The organism is Streptomyces sp. rh34 (assembly GCF_002551245.1).
In the GTDB taxonomy this organism is placed as follows: domain Bacteria; phylum Actinomycetota; class Actinomycetes; order Streptomycetales; family Streptomycetaceae; genus Streptomyces.
On sequence record NZ_NTGZ01000039.1, the window covers coordinates 24,657 to 40,136 of the forward strand.

The 15,480-nt window shown below is 73.0% G+C and carries 14 protein-coding genes; 9 read left to right on the forward strand and 5 right to left on the reverse strand.

Features of this window, described 5'->3' with window-relative positions; genetic code table 11:
- Window positions 1-4: 4 nt before the first annotated feature.
- Entirely contained in the window at window positions 5-1,027 is a 1,023-nt protein-coding gene (locus CR470_RS10695) for a carbohydrate ABC transporter permease (protein WP_097867343.1), read from the reverse strand.
- Between the two features lie 142 nt (window positions 1,028-1,169).
- On the opposite strand from CR470_RS10695, the gene CR470_RS10700 reads away from it, so the two are divergent.
- The 6 genes from CR470_RS10700 (at window position 1,170) to CR470_RS10725 (ending at window position 5,466) form a co-directional block, all read left to right on the forward strand.
- Window positions 1,170-2,036 (forward strand): phosphotransferase enzyme family protein, encoded by an 867-nt coding sequence (locus tag CR470_RS10700; protein WP_097867344.1) that lies wholly within the window; start codon window positions 1,170-1,172, stop codon window positions 2,034-2,036.
- A 96-nt stretch (window positions 2,037-2,132) separates the two neighbouring features.
- Entirely contained in the window at window positions 2,133-2,540 is a 408-nt protein-coding gene (locus CR470_RS10705; protein ID WP_257138557.1) for a hypothetical protein, read from the forward strand.
- A gap of 11 nt (window positions 2,541-2,551) precedes the next feature.
- Entirely contained in the window at window positions 2,552-3,883 is a 1,332-nt protein-coding gene (locus tag CR470_RS10710; RefSeq protein WP_097867358.1) for a hypothetical protein, read from the forward strand.
- A 58-nt stretch (window positions 3,884-3,941) separates the two neighbouring features.
- On the forward strand, window positions 3,942-4,439 hold the full coding sequence (locus CR470_RS10715; protein ID WP_097867346.1) for a hypothetical protein: 498 nt from the start codon (window positions 3,942-3,944) through the stop codon (window positions 4,437-4,439).
- A 66-nt stretch (window positions 4,440-4,505) separates the two neighbouring features.
- Window positions 4,506-5,018, forward strand: coding sequence for a hypothetical protein (locus CR470_RS10720; RefSeq protein ID WP_097867347.1), 513 nt, complete (start codon window positions 4,506-4,508; stop codon window positions 5,016-5,018).
- 94 nt (window positions 5,019-5,112) lie between these two features.
- Window positions 5,113-5,466: a DUF4333 domain-containing protein gene (locus tag CR470_RS10725; RefSeq protein WP_097867348.1), complete on the forward strand. Its 354-nt coding sequence runs from the start codon at window positions 5,113-5,115 to the stop codon at window positions 5,464-5,466.
- Window positions 5,467-5,499: 33 nt separating this feature from the next.
- Here CR470_RS10725 and CR470_RS10730 read toward each other — a convergent pair whose 3' ends face one another.
- Together CR470_RS10730 and CR470_RS10735 are read right to left on the reverse strand one after the other, a co-directional pair.
- Complete coding sequence (locus CR470_RS10730; RefSeq protein WP_097867349.1) at window positions 5,500-6,210, reverse strand: 3'-5' exonuclease; 711 nt, start codon at window positions 6,208-6,210, stop codon at window positions 5,500-5,502.
- Window positions 6,211-6,386: 176 nt separating this feature from the next.
- Complete coding sequence (locus CR470_RS10735; RefSeq protein ID WP_097867350.1) at window positions 6,387-7,622, reverse strand: SAV2148 family HEPN domain-containing protein; 1,236 nt, start codon at window positions 7,620-7,622, stop codon at window positions 6,387-6,389.
- 394 nt (window positions 7,623-8,016) lie between these two features.
- On the opposite strand from CR470_RS10735, the gene glgX reads away from it, so the two are divergent.
- Together glgX and treY are read left to right on the forward strand one after the other, a co-directional pair.
- Complete coding sequence (gene glgX, locus CR470_RS10740; RefSeq protein ID WP_097867351.1) at window positions 8,017-10,146, forward strand: glycogen debranching protein GlgX; 2,130 nt, start codon at window positions 8,017-8,019, stop codon at window positions 10,144-10,146.
- 82 nt (window positions 10,147-10,228) lie between these two features.
- A complete protein-coding gene (treY, locus tag CR470_RS10745; RefSeq protein WP_097867352.1) occupies window positions 10,229-12,604 on the forward strand; it encodes a malto-oligosyltrehalose synthase in 2,376 nt (791 codons plus the stop codon).
- A gap of 136 nt (window positions 12,605-12,740) precedes the next feature.
- Here the strand turns inward: treY and CR470_RS10750 are convergent, their stop codons facing one another.
- Window positions 12,741-13,769: a cytochrome P450 gene (locus CR470_RS10750; RefSeq protein WP_097867353.1), complete on the reverse strand. Its 1,029-nt coding sequence runs from the start codon at window positions 13,767-13,769 to the stop codon at window positions 12,741-12,743.
- 166 nt (window positions 13,770-13,935) lie between these two features.
- On the reverse strand, window positions 13,936-14,880 hold the full coding sequence (locus tag CR470_RS10755) for a LysR family transcriptional regulator (RefSeq protein ID WP_097867354.1): 945 nt from the start codon (window positions 14,878-14,880) through the stop codon (window positions 13,936-13,938).
- A gap of 112 nt (window positions 14,881-14,992) precedes the next feature.
- On the opposite strand from CR470_RS10755, the gene CR470_RS10760 reads away from it, so the two are divergent.
- Window positions 14,993-15,480 (forward strand): FAD-dependent oxidoreductase (locus tag CR470_RS10760; RefSeq protein ID WP_143663795.1); only part of this gene is annotated, 488 nt, incomplete at its 3' end.

Here is a 15,480-nt window from a genome sequence, read left to right on the forward strand (position 1 = left end):
CGCTTCATCGGTCCTCGCCTCCCCTGAGCCGGCCGACGAGGTAGAGGGCGAGCAGCACGGAGATCACCGCGACCATCACACAGCCCATCGCCGCGGCGTAGCCGAACTGCCCGTAGCGGAAGGCCTCCTCGTAGGCGAAGAGCATCGGCAGCCGGGTCCGGCCGCCGGGTCCGCCGCTGGTCAGGACGTAGACCAGGGCGAAGGAGTTGAAGTTCCAGATCAGGTTGAGCGCGGAGATCGCGAGCGCGATCGGCTTCAGGGCGGGCCAGGTGACCGTACGGAAACGGCGCCACGCGCCCGCTCCGTCCAGGGCCGCCGCCTCGTGGAGTTCGCGCGGGGTGTTCTGGAGTCCGGCGAGCAGGGCCACGGTGGTCTGCGGCATGCCCGCCCAGATACCGACGAGGATCACGGCGGGCAGCGCGGTGGCGAGGCCGGTCAGCCAGTCCCGGCCGTCGCCGAGTCCGAGGTCGCGGACGGTCTCGTTGAGGATGCCGGCGTCCGGGTTGTAGACGAGTCGCCACATGATGCCGACGACGACCTCGGGCATCGCCCAGGGGATGATCGCCAGCGCCCGGGCCAGCCAGCGCATCCGCAGGTTCTGGTTGAGCAGCAGGGCGAGGCCGAGTGCCAGCAGGAACTGCGGGACGGTGACGCCCACGGCCCAGAGCAGGCCGATCCGGAACGAGTCCCAGAACAGGGTGTCGTGCAGCAGGTCCTGGAAGTTCAGGGCGCCGATCCACTGGGTGGAGCGGGTGCGGCCGGACTGCGCGTCGGTGAAGGCGAGAGCGATGCCGTAGAGGAGCGGCCCGACGCTGAGGATCAGGATCGGGATGAGCGCGGGCAGCACCAGGAACCAGGCGGCCCGGTCCCCGAACGCCTTGCGTTCCGGACGCCCGGAGCCGCCCGTACGTCCACCTCGCCCGCCCTGCCCGTCCCGCCCGCCCCGTCCGCTCTGCCCGTCCCGTTCTTCACGCCCGCCGTGCGGGCCGTCCGGTCCGGACCGCTTCGCCGCGGTCACCGATGTCACGAAGAAGACCCTTCTGTCCCGTATCTCACTGATGCACCTGAGACGGACTTCATCCCGTTTCGGCTGCCCGGGAGGCCTCCGTCATCGTGCTGACGGGGCATCGGTTCGTCAAGGTGGCCTGCGGGGATGCAAAATCGCACCCATGGACGAGATGCGAGCGCGCGAGGTGCTGACGGCCGCCGGCTTCCCCGGCGCGGCGGAGCTGCTCGCGCTGGGCGAGAACGCGGTCTTCGCCGCCGGCGACCTGGTGATCAAGGTCGGCCGGGACGCCACCGGCCACCCCGAGCTGCGCGAGCGGGCGGAGCGGGAGGTCGCCCTCGCCGACTGGCTCGCCGCCTCCGGCGTCCCGGCCGTCCGCGCGGCCGAGCGCGGGCCCCGCCTGGTCGAGGGCCACCCCGTGACGCTGTGGCACCGGCTTCCCGATCCCGCACGCCCCGCCGAGCCGCGCGACCTCGCACCGTTGCTCTCCCTGGTGCACGCGCTGCCCGCCCCGGACGGCTTCACCCTGCCGCGACGCGAGCTGCTGGGCGGCGTGGAGCGCTGGCTGAGTCTGGCGGGAGACGCGATCGACCCGGCGGACGCCGACTACCTCCGTGAGCGCCGCGACGGCTTCGCGGCCGCGTCCGCCGCGCTGGTTCCGCATCTGCCGCCGGGACCGATCCACGGCGACGCGCTCCCGCGGAACGTCCACGTCGGGCCCGACGGCCCGGTCCTGGTCGACCTGGAGACCTTCTCCGCCGATCTGCGCGAACACGACCTGGTCGTTCTCGCCCTCTCCCGCGACCGCTACGGCCTCGACCCCGCGGCCTACGACGCCTTCACCTCCGCGTACGGCTGGGACGTCCGGGAGTGGGAGGGGTGCGCGGTGCTGCGCGGCGCCCGGGAGACGGCGAGCTGCGCCTGGGTCTCCCAGCACGCCCCGGCCAACCCGAAGGCACTCGCCGAATTCCGCCGCCGGGTGGCATCGCTGCGCGAGGACGATCCCGAGGTCCGCTGGCACCCCTTCTGAGCGGCCGGGGGGCCGCAGTCCGGCGCCCAGTGATCCTTCCGTACCATGCGTCGTGGCCGTCAGGCCGAACAGGTGCGATTGCAACGGGGGTTGCCCATGGGCACCGGAGAAGGTGGCGAGCAGAAGCTCGCAAGCTCGGCGAGCGACAAGAAGCGCGCGGCGAAGTACATGAAAGAGAACCTGATGCCGGACACCCGGTCGGCCGGCGGCAGGGCGGCCGGCGGCGGGTCGGTGCGGGTTCCCTTCCTCGCCCCGTCGGCGGCTCCTCCGAGCCCCCTGATCAAGCAGGACACCGGGCTGAAAGGGCTCTCCACCTGGGCCTCGGACCAGGGCGTCTCCGATGCGCTCGGCACTTGGCAGGCGCAGGTCAACCGGCTGATGGGGCGGTTGCAGCGGGAACTGAACGGGCTGGAAGGCGCGGGGACCATCTTCCACAACCAGGACCTCGCCACCGGCGCCCAGGTGAACTCCATACGGCCGCCCAGCAGCTTCGACGGAATGTGACGGGCGCCACCATGACGCTGACCTATGAAGACGTCGTGACGGCCGATCTGTCCTCCTTCGCGGACGTGGCCGGGGCGTGGAAGAAGATGGGCGAGCGCTTCGGCGAGCTGAAGACCGACTACGCGCAGAACGTGCAGGCCGTGCTGACCAACGGGAACTGGCAGGGCGAGGCCTTCGGCGCCCAGCAGAACAGCGCCGCGGCCACCGCCTTCGAGTTCGGTGCGGCGAAGGCCGAGGCGCTGGCCATCGCCAGTCTCCTCACGGACGCGCAGACCGAGCTGACCCGCCTGCAGAAGGCGGTCAAGGAGCTGGTGGCGGACGCCGAGAAGAAGGACTACAAGGTCGACGGCACCGGCAAGGCGACCTATATCGGGTACGACAACCTCTCCGCGCAGGAGAAGTACGCCTTCCAGCACGACCCCGACCACACCCGCCTGCTGGCCGACGCCCGGGAGAAGGCGCAGGGCTGGACCGACGAGATAGCCAAGGCGGTCAAGGCCGTCGACGACGCCGACCAGAGCGTCAAGCGGGCGCTGTCCCGTGCGACGAGCGACGTCTCGATGGACGGCATCGGCATCGGCGGGTTCAACACCCGGGCCGAGGGCGATCTGGCGAAGGCCGGCAAGCCGGACCCCGAACCGGGCAAGAAGGACGGGTGGGTCGCCGAGGGCGAGTCCGAGGCCTCTGGGCCAGGGGTCGGAACGGACGCCAGCGGTCCGAACATCGGGAAGGGCAAGCTGGCCGAAGCCGAGGCGCACGCCGACCTCGGCCGCGCCAAGGCGGAGGGCACGCTCACCAACGGTCCGATGAAGCTGGCCGGAGAAGCCGAAGCCTACGCGGGCGCCAAGGTCTCGGCGGCCGCGGGCGTCACCCAGGAGGGCGCCCAGGCCGAGGCCAAGGGCTTCGCGGGCGCCGAGGCTGCGGCCAGTGGCACCGCCGACGCCGGCCCCGTCGGCGTGTATGCAAGGACTGAGGCCATGGCGGGCGCGGAGGCCGGGGTCAACGCGCAAGTGGGTCTGGACGGGGTGAACCTGAGCGCCGAGGCCTTCGCCGGGGCCAAGGCCAGCGCGGGCGCGGGCGCGGACGTCGGCGGACTCGGCGCGGGTGTCACGGTCGAGGGCTGGGCCGGTCCCGGCGCCGAGGCGAGTCTGAACGCCAGCAAGGACGCCAACGGCGTATGGCACTTCGGCCCGAAGGTGGGCATTTCCCCCGGTCTCGGCGGCGCCGTGGGCTTCGAGTTCACCGTCGACCCGGGGAAGGTCGTCGATACGGTGGGCGATGCGGCCGGGGCCGTGGGCGATGCGGCGAGCTGGGTAGGAGACGGGATCGGCAGCCTGCTCTGACGTACGCCGGCGCGGACCCGCTGCCGTGAGCACACCGTTACCGTAAGGAGAGACCGGGATGACCACCACCCTGCCCGTACCGATCGCGTTCGAACTGCCGGACGGCTGGCGCGCCACGCCGCCGGACGGGGTGGGCGCGCCGGGCGCGGCGTTCGTCGCCCTGCACCCGCACCCGGATGCGGGGTTCACCGCGAACATCACGGTCGACGGCGCGTTCCGCCCGGACCCGGCGACGCTCCCCGAGATCGCCGACGAATCGGTGGCGAACCTGCGCGGGTCCGCCGCCTCGGTCGACGTCGCCGAACGCCGGGAGGTCGGCTCCGAGGACGCTCCCGGCCTCACCCAGACCCTGGCGATCTCGGCGGTCGCCGGGGGAGCGCTCCGCGACCTCATCCAGTCGCAGGTCTATCTGTCCATGCTGGACGTCGACGATCCGAGCAAGCGGGCGGTGATCCGGCTGATCCTGACGGTGACCGCGGCCCAGCACGGCGACGTCGTGGAGGACTTCCGGGACTTCGTGCGCACGGTCCGCCCGGACACCGGCGCGATGTCCTAGGGAGTGTCCGCCGGAGCGACCGGCCCTTTCTTGCACCGCTGTTCCGACCACTCATAGGTTGACCTCATGGGATTCTTCGACAAGCTGACCGGAACCAAGCACCCCGAGGCCGGGCTGGCGCCCTGTCCGGCCCAGGAGTTGCGGGCGGCTCTGCTCGGTCTCAACCGGCCGGATGTTCCCTACGTCATCAGCGACGGCTCGGCGCAGGGCGCCGATCTGGTGGCGGAGTGGCGGATCGACGAGCCCGCCTGGCAGACCTTCTTCATCGGGTCCCAGCTGACGCACGCCATCCGGATCCGGATGCGGCTGGACGAGGACGTCCCCGAGGTGCGTGCCGTCGAGGAGAGCTGGGAAGTCACCCGCGTCGGGAATCCTCCGCGGCTCCAGACCTCGGCGGAGTACGGGCGCGGCGGGGGCAGGACCGTCTCGCGCCGCTACACCCTCCAGCGGGGGGAGAGCGGCCGTCTGGAGGCGACCGAGTCGTTCAGCTTCGACAGCGCGCAGCTGACGGACCCCCTGCGGGACACCGCCCTCAAGTCGGGCTGGACCTGGCGCGGAGTGATCTTCGGCAAGCTCTGACCGGCGCCCCGGTGCCCTCCGGCGGCCTGCCGGCCGCACGGTGCCACGTATGCTTCCGCCGACTGTCCCGCACCTTGCGAAACGGAGCCTTCCCATGCCCATAGCCCGCTCGACCGCAGTGACGTGGAGCCTTTCGGCCCTGGCCGCCGGAGCGCTGCTCGTCGGCTGCTCGGCCTCGGTCAGTGTGGGGAGTTCCGAGTCGAAGCTGTCCAAGGACAAGCTGTCCGCCACGGTCGCCAAGAAGCTCGCCGAGACGACGGGCCAGCCGGAACCGGACGTCACGTGCCCCGAGGACCTCGTCGGGAAGGTCGGCACCAAGACCCGCTGCACCCTCACGGCGGGCGACGGCAGCACCCTGGGCGTGACGGCGACCGTCACCTCGGTCGACGGCGATCAGATCAACTTCGACATCAAGGCGGACGACACGGCCTCCCCCGCCGCCAACTGACGCGGAGGGGGTTGCCGGCCCGTCGGCCCCGGCTCAGCGGCTGCGCGGGATCACCGGCCAGGACGCCTCGACCACGGCCGCCGGGTCCGACCGGCGCAGGTAGGCCTGGAGCGAGGCCGACTGCTCGGCGGCCGCCCGGATCTGAAGGGCGTGCAGTTCGGCGGGCGGCAGGGTGCCGACGGGGCGGTGCCGCTCTCCCATACGGCGCACCACGCGCACCGCCGCCACCGCGTCGGCGCTCGCCTCGTGGGCTCCGTCGAGCGTGACCCCGTAGTGGTCGCACAGTGCTTGGAGGGCCCGCTTGCCCCTGCGGTACTTGTCGACGTGCTTGTCGATCACCAGCGGGTCGATGACGGGCGAGGGCGCCCCGCCGACCCTCTCGTCGACCGACAACAGCCCGTACCTGCGGCATTCGCGGTCCAGCAGCGAGAGGTCGTAGCGCGCGTTCATCACCACCAGCGGGACACCCGAGCGCAGCACCTCGGCGACCGCGTGGGCGATCTCCTCGACCGCCGGGGCGGCCCGCGCCCCGTGCTCGCGGGCGTGGTCGGTGCCGATGCCGTGGATCGCGGACGCCTGTTCGGGTATGGCCACCCCTGGGTCGAGCAGCCAGGTGCGCTGCTCGGCGACCGTCCCGTCCGCCTCCAGCCGGACCAGTGCGGCGGTGACGATCCGGTCGTTCTCGACGTCGGTCCCCGTCGTCTCCAGGTCGAAGCCGACCAGTGTTCCCCGGTGCCAGCTCATCCCGATACCTCCTTCGTGGTGCGCTCCCCCATGTGTTCACCACCTTCGCACGGGCCACTGACAGAGCCCCGGGGAGGGCTGCGGCGCCACGGCCCGTCAGAAGACCGAGCGGGCCGCGAGGAGAGCGGGGCGGACCCGCCAGGAGACCGGGCGGGAAATCGAGCGGGTCCGCTGGTTCAGGAGACCGGCCGGGAGTCCGTCCAGACCGATTCGAACTCCTCGCGGTACGTCTCGAAGAGGCCGTGCTCGCTGTCCTGCCCCGCCCGCACCACCGTGCGCCGGCCCCCGCCGCGCAGCACCAGCACGGGCGCCTCCATGCCCCGGGCCCGCCGCAGATAGGGCTGGACGACGCCCACGGCGTCCGGGCCGTCGCCGTCCACCAGATAGGCGGTGAAGCGCGGGGTCTCGTCGAAGACCTGGATCTCGAACGCGCCCGGGTCGCGGAGCTTGGAGCGCACCCGGCGCATGTGCAGGATGTTCATCTCCACCGAGCGGCTCAGCTCGCCCTTCTTGAGGCCGAGTTCCCGCTCCCGGCGGCGCACCGCGCTGCTGGCCGGATTGATGAACAGCAGCCGGACCCGGCAGCCCGTTTCGGCGAGCCGGACGAGCCGGCGGCCGGAGAAGTTCTGCACGAGCAGGTTGAGGCCTATCCCGATGGCGTCGAGCCGCCGCGCCCCGCCGAACAGGTCCTCGGCGGGCAGCTGGCGCTGGAGCCGGACCCGGTCGGGGTGGACGGAGACCACGTCCGCGTACCGGTCGCCGACCAGCTCCTCCACCGCGTCCACCGGCAGCCGGTCCGCCGAGGGAACTCCCGCCCCGCTGCCGAGGATGTCCAGGAGCCGGGCGGAGGCGCGTTCCGCCTGGGCGAGGACCGCCTCGTTCAGCGCACGGTTGCGGGAGACGACGTTGCGCGCGACCTCCAGCTCGTCCAGGGCCAGCTCGACGTCGCGCCGGTCGTCGAAGTACGGCTCGAAACAGGGCCAGTGCTGGACCATCAGCTCCCGCAGCTGCGGCAGCGTCAGGAAGCTGAGGACGTTGTCGTCGGCCGGGTCCAGCAGATAGCCCTTGCGGCGCGAGACCTCCCGTACGGCGACGGCGCGCTGCACCCACTCCTGCCCGGCCGGTCCGGCGGCGGCCACCACCCACTCCTCGCCGTGCACCGGCTCGTAGATCGGCCGGAGCACCGCGGCGACGACGGCCCGCAGGCGCTGTTCGACCAGATTCAGCCAGATATAGGCGCGTCCGGCCCGCTGGGCCCGCGTGCGCACCTCGTTCCAGGCCTCCGAGCCCCAGTCCAGCTCGGCGCCGATCTCCACGGGCTGCGCGAGGGACACCGCCCCGGGCGGGGCATCGGTCGATTCCCCCTCGTGACCTGCGTCACCTGGGGGCAGCTCGAACCCTCCCGAGCTCACCCGCGTACCGCCTTCCACTCCCCCACCCAACGATCAAGGAAGGGTACTCCGGGAGCACGATCCGACGCAGCCCGATGCGCAGGCGACTTTCTCAACTCCCCTGCGGGTCCGGCTTGTTCCTTGCGGCGAGATCGGGTGGAGTGAGCGGATTCATAGTGATTGGACCCCCTGCCCCCGGGCGGGAACCGGACGCCCGCCGGGTGACGGGGTCCGCAAGCACGTCCGGGGCGGCACTGGAGTGTCCGAAGTTGACCGGTCCGGCCCGGGCCGGACGACGGGACCCGGCCGCACCGGGCGACATCCTAGGTGAGCGCCTCGTTTTCGGGGAAGATTCGGGAAATACCGGGCCGAGGAAGGCCACCGCACCCGGATCAGAAGTGGAAGAGTCTTCATCATGCAGGTCTGGCCGGGACACGCTTACCCCCTCGGCGCCACGTACGACGGCGCCGGCACCAACTTCGCGGTCTTCTCCGAGGCCGCCCACAGGATCGAACTGTGCCTGTTGCACGACGACGGTTCGGAGACGGCGGTGGAACTCCGCGAGACCGACGCCTTCGTGCGCCACGCCTATCTGCCCGGGGTGATGCCGGGTCAGCGGTACGGCTTCCGGGTGCACGGCCCCTACGAGCCCCAGCGCGGGCAGCGGTGCAACTCCGCGAAGCTGCTGCTGGACCCGTACGCCCGCGCGGTGGCCGGGAAGATCCAGTGGGGCGAGGAGGTGTACGGATATCCGTTCGGCAGGCCGGACGCCCGCAACGACCTCGACTCGGCCCCGCACACCATGAGCTCGGTGGTGGTCAACCCGTACTTCGACTGGGGCGACGACCGCCGCCCCCGGACGGACTACCACCGCACGGTGATCTACGAGGCCCATGTGAAGGGCCTGACGATGCTGCACCCGGGGCTCCCTCCCGAGCTGCGCGGCACGTACGCGGGGCTCGCGCACCCGGAGGTGATCGCCCACCTGACCGAACTGGGCGTCACCGCGATCGAGCTGATGCCCGTTCACCAGTTCGTGCAGGACCACCGGCTTTCGGACATGGGGCTCGCCAACTACTGGGGCTACAACACCATCGGCTTCTTCGCCCCGCACAACACGTACGCCTCCTGGGGCGACCGCGGCGAGCAGGTGCTGGAGTTCAAGCAGGCGGTGAAGGCGCTGCACCAGGCGGGCATCGAGGTCATCCTCGACGTGGTCTACAACCACACGGCCGAGGGCAACCACCTCGGCCCGACGCTCTCCTTCCGCGGCCTCGACAACGCCTCGTACTACCGGCTCACCGACGACCAGCGCTACTACATGGACACCACGGGGACCGGGAACTCCCTGCTCATGCGGTCCCCGCACGTCCTCCAGATGATCATGGACTCGCTGCGGTACTGGGTGACCGAGATGCACGTGGACGGCTTCCGCTTCGACCTCGCCGCGACACTCGCCCGGCAGTTCCACGAGGTGGACCGGCTCTCCTCGTTCTTCGACCTGGTGCAGCAGGACCCGGTGGTCAGCCAGGTGAAGCTGATCGCCGAGCCGTGGGACGTCGGCGAGGGCGGCTACCAGGTGGGCAACTTCCCGCCGCTGTGGACCGAGTGGAACGGCAAGTACCGCGACACGGTCCGCGATCTGTGGCGGGGTGAGCCACGCACCCTGGCGGAGTTCGCCGGGCGGCTCACCGGCTCGTCCGACCTCTACCAGGACGACGGCCGACGCCCGCTCGCCTCGATCAACTTCACCACCTGCCACGACGGCTTCACCCTGCACGACCTCGTCTCGTACAACGACAAGCACAACGACGCCAACGGGGAGGACAACCGGGACGGCGAGAGCCACAACCGGTCCTGGAACTGCGGCGCGGAGGGCGAGAGCGACGATCCGGAGGTCCTGGAACTGCGGGCCCGCCAGATGCGGAACTTCATCGCCACGCTGATGCTCTCGCAGGGTGTGCCGATGCTGAGCCACGGCGACGAGTTCGCCCGTACGCAGAACGGCAACAACAACGCCTACTGCCAGGACAACGAGCTGGCCTGGGTGCACTGGCCCGATCCGGACGAGGAGGCCGGCTCCCCCGCCTCGACGCTGCTGGAGTTCACCCGGGCCATGGTGTGGCTGCGCCGCGACCACCCCGTCTTCCGGCGCCGCCGCTTCTTCCACGGACGGCCGGTGGAGGGCACCCACGACGAGCTCTCCGACATCGCCTGGTTCACCCCGGAGGGCGAGGAGATGACGCAACGGGACTGGCAGGCGGCCCATGCCAAGGCGATGACCGTGTTCCTGAACGGGCACGCGATCTCGGAGCCGGGGCCGCGCGGCGAGCGGATCTCCGACGACTCGTTCCTGCTGATGTTCAACGCGAGCGGCGAGACGCTGGAGTTCGCCGTCCCGGTCGGCCACGGCGAGCAGTGGCGGGTCGTCGTCGACACCGCGCGGCCGGACGGGGTGGAGCCGGGGGCGGGGCCGAAGGTCGCCGAGGGCGAACGGGTCACGCTGATCGGGCGCAGCCTGACCGTGCTGAAGCGGCCCGCCTGAGGGGTGGCCGGGGAGACGCACGGGGGGTGAGTGTTCCGTCCGGGGTGACACGGATCGCCCCGGGCGGGGTACGTAGCAGTCCATGACGCCCACCGCAACGTACCGGCTTCAGCTCCAGCCCGACTTCCCGTTCGCCGCCGCCGAGAAGGCCGTGCCGTACCTCGCCGCGCTCGGCGTCTCGCACCTCCACCTGTCGCCCGTCCTGGAGGCGGTCCCCGGCTCCCCGCACGGTTACGACGTGGTCGACCACAGCCGGGTCCGGGCGGAGCTGGGCGGCGAGGAGGGGCTGCGCTCGCTCGCCTCGGCCGCCCGGGAGCACGGGCTCGGCCTGGTCCTGGACATCGTGCCCAACCACATGGCGGCCTCGCCCCGGCACAACCGGCGGCTGTGGGACGTGCTGCGCGAGGGCCCGTCCTCCCCGTACGCACACTGGTTCGACATCGACTGGGCGGCGGGCGGGAACCAGGTGCTGCTGCCGGTGCTCGCCGGGCCGCTCGGCGGGGAGCTGGAGCGCCTCTCGGTGGACGGGGAGGTGCTGCGCTACGGCGAGCTGGAGTTCCCCTTGCGCCCCGGGACCGCGGACCTTCCGCTGCCGGAGCTGCTGGACGCCCAGCACTACCGGCTCGGCTGGTGGCGCCTGGCCCGCACCGAGCTGAACTACCGGCGGTTCTTCACCGTATCGGAGCTGATCGGGGTCCGCGTCGAACACCCGGAGGTCTTCGACGCCACCCACGCCAAGGTCCTCGAACTGCTCCGTGACGGGGTGCTGGACGGGCTGCGCGTCGACCATCCCGACGGCCTCGCCGCGCCCGCCGCCTATCTGGAGCGGCTGAACAGGGCCACCGGTGGCCGCTGGACGGTGGTGGAGAAGATCCTCACCGGCGACGAGCGGCTCCCGGCGGACTGGGCGGTCGCCGGCACCACCGGGTACGACGCGCTGCACCGGATCGACGGGCTGTTCACCGACCCGTCCGGCGCGGCGGAGCTGCTCGGCCGCTACCGGGAGTTCGCGGGCCCGCCCGACGACCGGGGCGGCGACTGGACGGCGACGGTGCGCCGGGCCGCGTACCGGGTGGCGACGCATGAGCTGGCCGCCGAGACCGCGTGGCTGACCCGGCTCGCGGCCGGGATCTGCGGCCGGGACCCCGCGCTGCGCGACCACGCGCCCTGGGCGCTGCGGACGGCGGTCCGGGAGCTGCTGGTGCGGATCCCGGTCTACCGCCCGTACGTCACGGCGGGCGCACCTTTGACGCGGGCCGCCGAGGAGACGCTGACCGACGAGGCGGTACGGGACGCGAAGGCGGTGTTCTCCGTGCCGGAGGAGGCGACGGCCGTGGACGTCGTACGGGATCTGGCGCTCGGGCGGCTCGGCGACGGGGCGGAACAGGCGGCGTTCTGCGCCCGGTTCGCGCAGACCGCGTCGGCACTGCACGCCAAGTCGGTGGAGGACACGGCGTTCTACCGCTACGTCCCGCTGCTCTCGGCCACCGAGGTGGGCGGGGACCCGGGGCGGCCCGCGGTGTCGCCGGAGCAGTTCCACGCCTTCGCGTCCCGGATCGCCCGCGACTGGCCCGCCACCGGCACGGTCCTGACGACGCACGACACCAAGCGCAGCGCGGACGTGCGGGCCCGGATCGCGGTGCTGTCCCAGTGTCCGGAGCGGTGGGCGGCGCTGGTGGCGGAGCTGACGGCGGCGACCGGCGTGGCGGCCCCGGATCCGCAACTGGCCTGGGTGGCCTGGCAGTCGGCGTACGGCTGCGCTGAGCTGCCGGCCGACGAGCTGTCCGCGCGGCTGGAGCCGGCGCTGCTCAAGGCGGTGCGGGAGGCGGGCCTGTTCACCAGCTGGACGGAGCCGGACCCGGTGTACGAGCGGGCGGTGACGGACTTCGTCGCCGCCGGCCCGGGCAGCGGGCCGCGCGCGGCCGGGACGCCGATCGCCGAGTTCGCGGACGCGCTCGCCCCGCATGTGCGGGCCCAGGTGCTGGGGGCGGCGCTGGTGCAGCTGACGATGCCGGGGGTGCCGGATCTCTACCAGGGCACGGAGAGCGAGTACCTGGCCCTGGTCGACCCGGACAACCGGCGGCCGTTCCGGCGGCCGGAGTTCCCGGACGAGAAGCAGGCGCTGACGGCGGCCGCGCTCCGGCTGCGGCGGGAACTTCCGGATGTGTTCGGGGAGTCGGGGACGTACGCGCCGCTGACGGCCCGGGGCCCGTCCGCCGCTCATCTCCTGTCCTTCTGCCGGTCGGGCGAGGTGGTCACGGCGGTGACCCGGCTGTCGCTGCGGCTGGCCGAGGGCGGGGGCTGGCGGGACACGGTGCTGGAACTGCCGGACGGGGGCCCCTGGCGGGACCTGCTGTCGGCGTCGCCGGGCCGGGAGTTCACGGGCGGCGTGGTGGCGGCGGCCGAGCTGTTCGCCGAGCGGCCGGTGGCGCTGCTGCGGCGGCGGGTGCGGGACTGACGGCCCCCGGCCGTACCGACCGTCCTCGGCAGGTGTCCGGACGGTCGGTACGGCCGGAGGCCGTGACGGGCGCTCCCTCGGAGGGTGCCCCGGACGGGTCGGTACGGGCGGGTGTGCGGGGCGGCTGCGCGGACGCTCAGGACGTGCGTACGAGGAGGGCTCGCGGGCCTCGGGTGAGCAGGCCGCCCGCCGCCGGGCGGAAGCCGTCGGCCCAGCGGATGCCGGGCATCGCCGTCACCAGGGCGCGCAGGCCGTGTTCGGCCTCCAGACCGCCGATGAGGGCCGCGGGGCAGCCGGCCGGACCGATGAGCAGCGGGTCGGCGTCGGCGCGCAGCGGGTCGAAGCGGTCGGGCGCGCCGAACCGGGCCGGGTCGCGGCCCGCCGCGCCGATGAGGCAGGCGACGGGCGCGTCGGCGGGGAGTGTGCCGCCGCTGACGGCCACCTCGGTACGGGTGCGGCGCAGCACGATCTGGACGGGCGGATCGCGGCGCAGGGTCTCCGCCCAGGCCCGCCCGAGCAGCGTCCCGGCCCCTTGCCCTTCGCCGGCCGTGGCGGCGGCCAGCAGGTCGGGGTCGTCGAGCATGTTGGCGAGGAACGAGGCGAGGGCGTGCTCGCGGAGCGCGGTCGCCCCGGCGCAGTCACCGCCTCCCCCGCCGGCCCGCCGGTGGAGGGCGCCCCGGGGCAGGGTGCTCAGGTCCGGGTAGGAGAGACCGGCCACCGCGGCGGCGGCGCCGGCGGGCAGCCAGCGGCAGAAGTCGGCGACCAGGTCCGCGCGGTCGCGCCCGGCGATCCGACGGGCCAGGACATACGCGGTCCGCTCGACGGCGGGTTCGGCGGTGCGGTGCGGCACGGCCGGCGGGACACAGACCAGGCTGCCCCGGCAGAGGCCGAGCGGCACGGGGGCCCGGCCGCGCGGGGCCCCGTCGTGCGGGTAGCCGGTGAACCGGGGGTCGGTGAGAGCCAGGGCCACGTCCGCGTACCGGCTGAGCAGCCAGGCGCCGAGGCCCGGGTCGTAGCCGAGGGGATAGTCGGTGCGCAGCAGGCGGTAGAGGCGCAGCCGGTACGGATCGGTCGTGGCCCCCGGCGCCAGCAGGCCCGGCTGCCCGCCCGCGAGCCGGTGCGGTCGGCGGGCGGCGGGCAGCGCGTCGGGGCGGTCGACCGGCATGTCGCGCCCCCTGCAGTCGGTGCGCCGTCTGTCGGCGCGCGCCCTCTCAGCGGACCACCGTCGGGGGCGCACCGCAGTCGGCGTACGGCCGTTCGGGTGAGAGCGCGGGCGGGGCTGGGGCCGGTCGTCAGACTCCCGTCGTCGCCCGGAGGGCGGCCCTGCGGGGTCAGCGCGTGCATGGCGCCGCGGGGCAGGCGGGAGTCGGACGACCGGCCCCAGGGGGGCGGATCCCGGCGGTGGGCAGGGAGCCGAGCAGTTCCGTGAAGGCCGCCGCCGCCCCGGTCAGCGCCACCCTGGAGAAGACGCCCATGGGACGCAGCCAGGGCGGGTCGACGCCGAGCACGGCGCAGTCCTCGCCGATCGCGCTGCGGACGAGGTGGGCGGAGGCCGTGGACACACCGACGCCGGCCGCCGCCATCCGGACCGCTGTCGAGGTGTGCTCGGTCCACACCGCCGTACGGGGCGCGAAGCCCGCCGCCTCGCAGACCCCTTCCAGGAAGGGTCGGCCCTCGATGACCGGTTCCATGGCGCACCGCACCCAGAACCGGTCGGCGAGCTCGTGGAGACCGACCGAGGAACGTCCGGCCAGCGGGTCGTCGAACGGGACGACGAGGACGATCTCCTCCTCCCCCACCGGGACGACCGGTCCGGTCCAGCGCGTCGGCAGCGGCCCGACGGCCAGGTCGGCGATGCCGCGCTCCACCTGGTCCTCCAGGGCGTCGGTACTCGCGTACTCGTGAAGGACGAGGCTCACACCCGGGTGGGCGCGCCGCCAGTGGGCGAAGACGTCGGGGAGGACGCCGACGGCCACCGAGTGCACAGTGGCGATGTGCAGTTCGCCGCCCTCCGCCCCGGCGGCGGCGCGGGCGGCGCGGCGGGCCTGGGCGGCGCTGCGGACGGATCGTTCGGCGTGCGGCAGGAAGGCCCGGCCCATCGGGGTCAGCAGGACGCCGCGCGGCAGCCGTTCCAGCAGCTCGCCCCCGACAGTCCTCTCCAGCGCCTTGATCTGGTGGGAGAGGGCGGGCTGGGTGACGTGGAGCCGTTCGGCGGCGCGGGTGAACGAGGACTCCTCGACCACCGCGACGAAATACTCCATCTGACGCAGGCTCATCCACCGCACCTCCCGCAGGGCTTCACGCACCGCGTCCCATGAACGTTGTGCATCGACTCCACACGCATTCTGCCTTGGACGCATGACCGGGGCCGGGGTGAGGGTGGGACCCATGACGCTGACGAACGCGGAGAAGATCCACACGAGCGGGAGCACCACGGACGTACTGGTCATCGGCGGCGGGACCGGCGGCTACTCGACGGCGTTGCGCGCGGCGGCCCTGGGGTTGCGCGTCGTGCTCGCCGAGCGGGACGCGGTCGGCGGAACCTGTCTGCACCGCGGCTGCATCCCGAGCAAGGCGATGCTGCACGCCGCCGAACTCGTCGACGGCATCGGCGAGGCCCGGGAGCGGTGGGGGGTGAAGGCGACGCTCGAAGCGGTGGACTGGACCGCCCTGGTGGCGACCCGGGACGACATCGTGGCCCGTAACCACCGCGGGGTCGAGGCACAACTCGCGCGGGCCGGGGTCACGGTGGTGCGTGGCAGCGCCGAGCTGACGGGCCCGCGCTCCGCCCGGATCGGCGGGTACGGGGAGGTCGTCGCCCGGCGCGGCGTCGTGCTGGCGACCGGCTCGCGGCCCCGGACGCTGCCGGGTCCGGT